Raw genomic sequence first — 7,053 nt, 5'->3', positions numbered from 1 at the left:
CTTCCGCCTCACCGGCAACATCGCCGAGACGGCGAGCGGCCGGCTGATCGAGCAGGCGGAGGTGACGGCGCTGCTCGGCGAGTTCTTCGACGCCCAGGCCGAGTGGCAAAGCGTCACCGACGGCGCGGCGCAAGCGCTGTCAACATTTGGCGGCCGCGCCGAGATCGTGCTGTTGACGGCCATGCCGCACAAGCACCGCGCGGTGCGCCGCGCCCATCTCGATGCGCTCGGGCTGACCTACCCGCTTCTGACGACCGAAATGGCGAAAGGCCCGGCCGTCGCCAAACTGCGCGGCGCCAAGGGCCGGCCGGTCGCCTTCGTCGACGACCAGCCGTACAACCTTGCATCGGTGCGCAATTCGGTGGCCGACGCGCATCTCTTCCACCTGATGGCCGACAATTCGTTGCGCGCCTTCCTGCCGCCAACGCCTGACGGCATCGTCTCGGTCGAGGACTGGCACGAGGCGGCGCCGAAGATCGCCAGCGCGCTCGGACTCTAAAACTCGGGGCGGGAAACCGCTCCGCGCTTTCCTGAAAATGCGTCAGGGCTGCAGCTTCGCGCCCGACCCGCTGTTGCCCTCGCCGGGAATGACATCCTGGTCGGCGCTGTCATCCGGATCGGTGCTGTCGTCCTGGACCGGGTCGGCCGGCTTCAGCATGGCGCCATTGACCGTCACCGAACCATCGGGCTTGGCGTTGATCGCCCATTCGATACGTCCGTCCGGCAGCGTCTTGCCGAACCCTTTGACCGCAAGCACCATCGGAAAATACTGCGCGGCTTCCGGGTCGGTCTTGGCCGCGGTCTGCAGGGCTTCGACGATCTTGTCGTAGCCGGCGATGTTGACGGTCATGCTCGCATCCGGCCTCTCGCCGGGGAAGGTCATCTCGCCTTCCAGCGCGATCTCGATGTCCTTGTTCTTCAGGGTGCTGTGGCCGATGACGGCCTTGGGCGTCTTGGCCAGGAAATCGGCGGAGATCTGGTCGCCGAAATCTTCCGGCAGCGGCGGATTCTTATTGAGATCAAGCGTTTCGATCGCCTTCTTCGCCATGCTGTCGAGGTCGATGTTGGCGCCACCGAAGTTCAGGTCGATATCGGTGGGAAGCAACGCCACACTCCAGCCAGGCAGCATTTGCTGCGGGATCGTCAGGCCTGATGCCTTGATCGCGTAGTTGATCTTGCCGCTCTGAGAGATGCCGTCCATTCCAAACGCCGTGCTGAGTTGCGTGGCGCCGAAAGTGCCGACCGGGCTCTCAACCGCGAAATCCTTGAACCCATACGCTCCGTCGAGCCGTTCCCACAGCGGAAGCGCGGCCAGCAGCAGCGACTTGAGCTGCGCCTGGTTCGCCTTCAGCGTCGCCTCGTCCTCATTGGCCACGGCAAAGGCGAGCAGGTCGAGCAGCGGCTTGGTCCGCACGCCCTTGCCGTTCGCATCCACCGACAGCTCCGGCGACTTTATCGTCACCGGAAACTTCATCCCGCTCTCGGGATCGTCGAAATTGACTGCCTCGGTGAAGCTCGACATCTTCTGCGTCATCGTGACGTCGACGCCGCCATTGGCGGCCTTGGTCGCGGCAAAGTTCGCCGTGCCGGCGCCGAAGCTGGCATCCACATGCTGCTTGGCGTCCTTGGACGTCATCGTCATGCTGGCTATGGTGCTGACGCCGCTGGTGAAGGCTGCGAGCGCGGGGTCATAGACGCCGCTGCCCTTGCCGTCCTTGACGGTGAACTGTGTGCTTTGCAGTCCTTCCGGCCCGTTGAACTCGAAGGATGCGCTCTGCGAGAAATCCATCGAGACGTCCCAGGACCCGTCGCTGCGCGGCTTCACCTTCAGGATGTAAGGAGCGACATCGAACTTAAGCAGCTTTTGGTCCGGCAGGGCCTCGATCAGCGCCTTGAAATCAATCGCAACCCGGTAGGCGTCGCCTTCGACGGAGACCTTGAGCATACCAGTGTCGAGCGCCTTCCTGCCGACGTAGCGGGACAGGTCCTCGGAAAGCTGCTTTGCGCCTTGGCTATCGACCGTCTGGGCGAAAGCCGGCGCGCCGAGCGAGAGAAGGAAAACTAGGGGCAGGACACGCTTCACGTCGATTCTCCGTTGACCTCGGAAGACAAAATCGCTTCGCGCTTCTGGTAGGCAAATACCATCACAGCCGCAAGACAAAGGCTAGTCGCCTTGCAAAAGCACCAGCCGCATCAGCGGCCGGCCGGGCTTGCGCTCGACAACCCTCTCGAACCCGGCCTTCTCGAAGACCCGCGATGAGCCGACGAACAGCCCGATCGAACGCGAATCGCGCGACAGGTCGATCGGGCAGGCCTCGACCAGCCGGGCTCCGTTCTGCCGGGCAAACTCGATGCCGCCCTCGACGAGGCGATGCGAGATGCCCCTGCCCCGCGCCTTGACGCGGATGAAGAAGCAGGAAATCGCCCAGACACTGGCGTCGGCGGTATCGGCCGGGTCGACCGGCGCCGATCCCCTGCCCGGGTTGTTCCATTCGGGTACGTCGGCGCGCGGTCCGATCTGCATCCAGCCGACCGCCTTGCCATCCTCGAAGGCCAGCAGCCCGGGCGGCGGCCCGGCCTCGATTCGCGCCTTGATATGATCCTTGTTGCGCTGCTTGTCGTTAGCCCGGCGCACCGCCGGCGCCAGCCGGAAATGCGTGCACCAGCAGCCGTAGCAGGCGCCCTGCTTGCCGAAAAGATCCTCGAAATCCGCCCAGAGCTCGGGCGCCAGCGGCGCTATGGTCGTGCTCATAAGTTCTCCCCAGGCCAGCCTTGTTGCAGGCCCAGCACTGTCGTACCATTGCGTTTGTTCTCTTTATGTTCGCATCGATGGCGGCTCCTGTCAACAATCCTGAACACGGTTTTTGCCGCGACTGCCTGGCCCTCCAGCGCGGCGGCGGGCGGCGCTGCGAGCGCTGCGGCAGCCCCAGGCTCGTGCGCCATCCGGAGCTCTACCGGCTTCACCTTGCCCACATCGACTGCGACGCCTTCTACGCGGCGGTCGAAAAGCGCGACAATCCAGCGCTGAAGGACAAGCCGGTCATCGTCGGCGGCGGCAGGCGCGGGGTCGTCTCCACCGCCTGCTATATCGCCCGCATCCACGGTGTGCGCTCGGCAATGCCGATGTTCAAGGCGCTTGAAGCCTGTCCCGAGGCGGTGGTCATTCCTCCAGACATGGAGAAATACGTCCGCGTTGGGCGCGAAGTCCGCGCGTTGATGCAGGCGCTGACGCCGCTGGTCGAGCCGCTCTCCATCGACGAGGCATTCCTCGATTTTGCCGGCACCGAGCGCCTGCACGGCATGCCTCCAGCGCTGGTGCTGGCGCGCTTCGCGCTGACCGTGGAAAAGGCGCTCGGCATCACCGTCTCGGCCGGTCTTTCCTACTGCAAGTTCCTCGCCAAGGTGGCGTCCGACTTCCGCAAGCCGCGCGGCTTTTCGGTGATCGGCGAGGCCGAGGCGATCGGCTTCCTGGCCGAGCAGCCGGTGACGATGATTTGGGGCGTCGGCAAGGCCTTCGCGGCCGCCCTGGAACGCGACGGCATTCGCACTATCGGTCAGCTGCAGCGCATGGAGCGGGCCGAGCTGATGCGCCGCTACGGCGTCATGGGCGACCGGCTCTACCGGCTCTCGCGCGGGCAGGACGACCGCCGCGTCGACCCTGGCGGCGACGCCAAGAGCGTGTCGGCCGAAACGACCTTCGACGCTGACATCGGCACCATGGCCGAACTGGTCCCCGTGCTACGGGCTCTGTCGGAAAAGGTCTCGGCTCGGCTGAAGAAGTCGGGCATTGCCGGACGCACCGTCGTGCTGAAGCTGAAGACGCAGGATTTCAAGCTCCGCACGCGCAACCGCCAGCTTGGCGACCCCACCCGTCTGGCCGACCGGATTTTCCAGACCGGCCTCGACCTGCTGCGCCGGGAGGCCGACGGGACGAAATACCGCCTGCTCGGGATCGGCGTCAGCGATCTCTCCGACGACGGGAAGGCCGATCCGCCCGATCTGGTTGATGTGCAGTCGCGCAAGCGCGCGCTGGCCGAAGGCGCCATCGATTCATTGCGCGACAAGTTCGGCAAGAAGGCCGTGGAAACCGGCTATACGTTCGGCAGGGGCCGCGGCGCCAATCCGCCGGAGCCGATCGAGGAGTGATCGAATTCGGCTTCCGCCACTCACGTGCGTTTGAGATCGATCCGGCTTGTCACCACCGTCTTGCCGGTTTTCGGATCGGCGTCTGTCACGGTGAGCCGCATGCCGTCCCCGCTGGTCTTCTCGACGGTTAGCCGCGCCGTCCGGTCGCCATTCACCTCTTTGGCCCATCGGATTGCGAGGCTGAGCGCATTGCCCGACCGCTTGCCATTCAACCGCGCCGGCCCGGTACGGGAGCCGACATAAACGCCGGTATAGCCCTTGCCGTTGGATTTCAAATCCGCGCTGATCGCCCGCGTCACCAGCACGAGACCTCGGCAATTGCCGTCGAGCGACAGCGAAGTCGACGTCGCGCCGGAATTGAAGGTGCAGGAGACGTTCACCGTCGGCGCGTTGGTGGTCACCTTGACGGTGCCGTTGCCGGCGAAACTGCCCTGGAACGAGCGCAGGAAATCTGCATCGTCGGCATGCGCGGGGCTCACGGCGGTCAGGCCGCCCGCGAGCAGAAGCAGCAGCATTGATTTCATCGAAGGTCTCCCCCGGTAGAATCGGAAATGCCTAAGCGCGGATACAGGGACTCGAACGCCTGCGGCGACCCCAGGTTCCGCCTTCAACGTGACTGTTTTTTAACGCCGCATCGGCTGGCCCAGTCGAATGCGTGGACTAGCGGTTGCGGCGGGCCCGCCGGCTTGCGACATAACGCGCATGGCACCCGCTCCCTCGATCTCCAAGGCCGCGTTCTGGATGGCGCTGTCGATCGCCTCGTTCCTGGCGATGTCGGTCGCCGGCCGCGCCACGACGGCCGAGCTCAACGTCTTCCAGGTGCTGGAATTGCGTTCGGTCATCGGCTTCCTCATCCTGCTGCCGCTGGTGATGATGAGCGGTGGCTTCGCCGCGATGCGCACCGAGCGTCCGCTCGCCCACCTTGCACGCAACGTCGTTCACTATTCCGGTCAGGCCGCCTGGCTTTACGCGCTGACGCTGATACCGCTTGCCGTGCTGATCTCGATCGAGTTCACGACGCCGATCTGGACGGCCTTGCTGGCGGTCAGCTTCCTTGGCGAGAGGCTCTCGCGGCCAAGGCTGGCGGCGATCGTTCTGGGGCTGGTCGGGGTGGTGATCATCGTGCGTCCGGGCCTCGGTTCCATGAACGTGGGACAGCTCATCGTGCTGGGCGCGGCGGTCTGCTTCGGCACCTCGGTGGTGATGGTCAAGTCGCTGACACGCACCGACAGCGTCGTCAGCATCATCTTCTGGATGCTCATCATCCAGTCCGTGCTCGGCCTGGCTCCGGCGCTCTACGAATGGCGCACCCCGTCGCTCGAGCTCTGGCCATGGATCGTGGTGATCGCCTTCACCGGCATGTCGTCGCATTTCTGCATGGCCCGCGCGCTTGCCTACGCTGACGCCACTGTCATCTCACCGATGGATTTTTTGCGCGTGCCGTTGTCAGCGTTGATCGGCTGGCTGCTCTACCACGAGCAGATCGATGCCTTCACCGCTGGCGGCGCGCTGCTGATCCTACTGGGCAATCTACTCAATCTGCAGCGCAAAGCGCCAGAACCGGCAGAGATTGCGGCGTCATAGGAAAGGTTCGTTCCTCACGGTTCGACGGCATCGGCGGGCGGCCTACTTGCCGATCACGCCGGCCTCGCCTCGACGATGCTAATGTGCTGCCCGGCCTCGATGATCTCCGTCACCTCAAACTCGGCCCTTGCCAGGAGCAGCCTGTATTCGTCGGCTGTCCGCTCCTGGCCATCCGGCGCCACCAGCATGTTGAGGTCGGCGAATTTGGCGCGCGCCCCTTCGTTTGGCGGCGCGAGCACGGCCTCGAGCACCAGCAACCTGCCGTCCGGCCGAAGAGCCTTGCGGCAGTTCCTCAGTATGGCGAGATTGGTCTCGTCGTCCCAATCATGCACGATCCATTTCAGCAGCAGCGCGTCTGCTCCCTCGGGCAGCACGGCGAGGAAATCTCCGCCGACGATGTCGCAGCGATCGGCGACACCCTTCTCGTCCATCACCGGGCCGGCCGCCGCGACCACATGCGGCTGGTCGAATAGGATGCCGCGGCTGCCGGGACTGGCGGCGAGGACTTCGGCAAGGAGCGTGCCCCTGCCGCCACCGACATCCATGATCACCGGAAAGCGCGAAAAATCATATGCCGCCAGGATGGCCGCCGCCACGCCGCGCGAGTTCGCCGCCATCGCGCGATCGAAAATCACCGACTCCTCGGGATGCTCGATCCGGTACTCCCAGACACCCTTGCCGTGGGCGTGGCGGAACGCGTTCTTGCCGGTCCGGATGCTGTAGAGCAGATCGCTCCACGCCTGCCGGTAGTAGGGCCGGCCGACAAATGACGCCCAGGGGGCTGCCGAATGCTCGGCGTCCGAGCGCAAGGCGCCGCCGAGCGGCGTCAGCGAGAACCGTCCGTCCTCGCCTTCGTGGAAGACGCCCACCGCCGCCAGCGCGCGCAACAGGCGGTAGAGTGCGCGCGGATGTGTGTCTGTCAGGCTGGCCAGCTCAGCCGCCGAGCGCTCGCCGTCCTTGATGTGGTCAGCGATGCCCAGCATCGCCGCGACCGAGATCGCTTGCGACACCTGGTATTGGTTGACCATCCGTATCAGTTCGAAAGCGGCTGTTCGCGGATCCATGGCGCCCCTCGGATCGCCAGCAAATCACAAGGAACGGGCTCTAAACAAGCTCCACTTCGACCACGCCGGGCACGGCGCGCATCGCCGACGCGATCTGCGGCGAAATCCGGTAGCGGTTGGGCAGCTCGATCTCAACCTCGCCCTGGCCGGCATCCTTGATCAGCACGAAGCTCACCTGTCCCTCGCCCTTCACGGCGAGCTGGTTGGCGAGAATGTTGATCGGCGCCGCGTCGCGCAGGAAGATGCGCAGCGCCTTCTG

8 protein-coding genes are annotated in these 7,053 nt (G+C 65.0%); 3 read left to right on the top strand and 5 right to left on the bottom strand.

Annotated elements, in window-relative coordinates; genetic code table 11:
- On the top strand, positions 1-499 hold a 499-nt coding region (locus EN745_RS25770), incomplete at its 5' end, for a hypothetical protein (protein ID WP_127422568.1).
- A gap of 42 nt (positions 500-541) precedes the next feature.
- Here EN745_RS25770 and EN745_RS25765 read toward each other — a convergent pair.
- Both EN745_RS25765 and EN745_RS25760 read right to left on the bottom strand, forming a co-directional pair.
- Complete coding sequence (locus EN745_RS25765; protein ID WP_126054294.1) at positions 542-2,083, bottom strand: hypothetical protein; 1,542 nt, start codon at positions 2,081-2,083, stop codon at positions 542-544.
- A gap of 81 nt (positions 2,084-2,164) precedes the next feature.
- The gene (locus tag EN745_RS25760; RefSeq protein ID WP_126054293.1) at positions 2,165-2,752 is read right to left on the bottom strand and encodes a GNAT family N-acetyltransferase; all 588 of its coding nucleotides are present in this window, start codon (positions 2,750-2,752) and stop codon (positions 2,165-2,167) included.
- Positions 2,753-2,817: 65 nt separating this feature from the next.
- Between EN745_RS25760 and EN745_RS25755 the strand changes: the two genes are divergently transcribed.
- Positions 2,818-4,146 (top strand): DNA polymerase IV, encoded by a 1,329-nt coding sequence (locus EN745_RS25755; protein WP_126054292.1) that lies wholly within the window; start codon positions 2,818-2,820, stop codon positions 4,144-4,146.
- A 20-nt stretch (positions 4,147-4,166) separates the two neighbouring features.
- Here the strand turns inward: EN745_RS25755 and EN745_RS25750 are convergent, their stop codons facing one another.
- Positions 4,167-4,670 (bottom strand): hypothetical protein, encoded by a 504-nt coding sequence (locus EN745_RS25750; RefSeq protein ID WP_126054291.1) that lies wholly within the window; start codon positions 4,668-4,670, stop codon positions 4,167-4,169.
- 178 nt (positions 4,671-4,848) lie between these two features.
- Here EN745_RS25750 and EN745_RS25745 point away from each other — a divergent pair, with 178 nt between their 5' ends.
- Entirely contained in the window at positions 4,849-5,730 is an 882-nt protein-coding gene (locus EN745_RS25745; RefSeq protein ID WP_126054290.1) for a DMT family transporter, read from the top strand.
- Positions 5,731-5,783: 53 nt separating this feature from the next.
- Here EN745_RS25745 and EN745_RS25740 read toward each other — a convergent pair whose 3' ends face one another.
- Both EN745_RS25740 and EN745_RS25735 read right to left on the bottom strand, forming a co-directional pair.
- The gene (locus EN745_RS25740) at positions 5,784-6,794 is read right to left on the bottom strand and encodes a methyltransferase (RefSeq protein WP_127422567.1); all 1,011 of its coding nucleotides are present in this window, start codon (positions 6,792-6,794) and stop codon (positions 5,784-5,786) included.
- A 40-nt stretch (positions 6,795-6,834) separates the two neighbouring features.
- The coding region (locus EN745_RS25735) for a hypothetical protein (protein WP_145992131.1) at positions 6,835-7,053 on the bottom strand (219 nt) is incomplete at its 5' end.

Source organism: Mesorhizobium sp. M4A.F.Ca.ET.022.05.2.1 (assembly GCF_003998845.1).
GTDB lineage: Bacteria > Pseudomonadota > Alphaproteobacteria > Rhizobiales > Rhizobiaceae > Mesorhizobium.
The sequence above is the reverse complement of the archived record's forward strand: the minus strand, read 5'-3'. Positions and strand labels throughout refer to the sequence as shown.

What these genes read in the sequence shown, in the direction of transcription:
- EN745_RS25760 (WP_126054293.1), bottom strand. Translation starts at nt 2,752, where the DNA reads ATGAGCACGACCATAGCGCCGCTGGCGCCCGAGCTCTGGGCGGATTTC.
- EN745_RS25755 (WP_126054292.1), top strand. Translation starts at nt 2,818, where the DNA reads ATGTTCGCATCGATGGCGGCTCCTGTCAACAATCCTGAACACGGTTTT.
- EN745_RS25750 (WP_126054291.1), bottom strand. Translation starts at nt 4,670, where the DNA reads ATGAAATCAATGCTGCTGCTTCTGCTCGCGGGCGGCCTGACCGCCGTG.
- EN745_RS25745 (WP_126054290.1), top strand. Translation starts at nt 4,849, where the DNA reads ATGGCACCCGCTCCCTCGATCTCCAAGGCCGCGTTCTGGATGGCGCTG.
- EN745_RS25740 (WP_127422567.1), bottom strand. Translation starts at nt 6,794, where the DNA reads ATGGATCCGCGAACAGCCGCTTTCGAACTGATACGGATGGTCAACCAA.